Origin of the sequence: Streptomyces coryli (genome assembly GCF_011044975.1) — a bacterium.
GTDB lineage: Bacteria > Actinomycetota > Actinomycetes > Streptomycetales > Streptomycetaceae > Streptomyces > Streptomyces coryli.
This window is the reverse complement of the sequence record NZ_JAAKZV010000545.1, coordinates 1-1,223: the sequence shown is the minus strand read 5'-3', so window position 1 is coordinate 1,223 and position 1,223 is coordinate 1. Positions and strand designations below refer to the sequence as shown.

General features: G+C 78.0%; 1 protein-coding gene. It reads right to left on the bottom strand.

The window, feature by feature from the left end; genetic code table 11:
* Positions 1 to 919 precede the first annotated feature (919 nt).
* On the bottom strand, positions 920 to 1,223 hold a 304-nt coding region (locus tag G5C51_RS42085; RefSeq protein ID WP_206314898.1), incomplete at its 5' end, for a hypothetical protein.

The following is a 1,223-nucleotide window of genomic DNA, read 5'->3' as shown; positions in this document are numbered from 1 at the left end:
GTGGGGCGTCGGCGCGTACGGGGGCATCGGCGGGAGGCGAGACGTCGGCGCGTACGGGAGCGTCGGCGGGAGGCGAGACATCGGCACGTACGGGAGCGTCGGCGAGCGGTGAGACGTCGGCACGTACGGAGTCCTCGGCGGGCGGCGACGAGCCGGTGTCGGCGGAGAGCGGCGGAGGCGCTGGGGCGGCGGAGGATGGTGCGGCCAGAGGCGAGGGGGGCCGCGGCGCCGGCGCCGGGTCGGTGAGCGACGGTGCGACCGGAGACGAGGGCGCTGCGGCGGAGCCGGGCGGCGGGGGCACGGCGGTGGGTAGCGCGGGAGCTGCGTCCGAGCCGAGCGGCGGGGGCACGCCGGCGGGCGACGCGGGTGTTGTGCCGCGGGCGGATGCCGCGGGTGCTGCGCCGACGCGGGTGGACGGTGGGACCACGACCGGCGACATGGGCGTCCCCCAGCCGATGGGCGCGGGCACGACGAGTGGCGGCGAGGCTGGTCGCCCGGAAATCGCGGTCGGTCTGACGCGGGGTGCCCCGGATGACGCCGGTGCGCGGGACGCTGCCAACGGCGGCGCAGGGGACGAGGACTCCGGTGCCGGGCAGTCGGCGGGTGCCGCGTCGAAGCCACCCGCGGGTGTCGCGTCGCGGACGGATGCGCTGTCGCACGCGGCGACGAGCACGGCATCGGGCATGCCCGCGGAGGTGGCATCGGAGGCACCGCACGCGACGCCTGGCGAGGCGACAAGCGCAGCGCCGCGCCCGGCGACGCGCGAGACCTCCGCGCCAGCGACCGGCACGGCACCGGGCGAAGCGGGACACGCTGCACTGACCCCGGCGCCGAGCAGGGCGCCGCACCCGGCGATAACCGAGGCGTCCGCCCAGGCGGCCGACGCGGCACCGAACCAGGGAACGAGCAAAGCGCCGGGTCAGGCGGCGAATACGTCACCGGACGAGCCGGCAAGCGCCGCGTCGCACCACGCGACGGGCGGAGCGTCGGGCCAGGCCACCAGCCCGGTGTCGCGCGAGACCCGGGACGCGACGATGAGCGGTCGCGCCCAGGACCCGGCCACTGCTGACGGCACCCGCGACGTGCCGCGTAGCCGCACCACTCCGGATTCGGCCGCGGTCGACAGTCCCCACGACGCGACGACGAGCGGCCGCACCCCGGACGCGGCCACGCACGCCGCCGCTCCGGACGCGACGGTCACCCGCTCCACCCCGGACCCAACC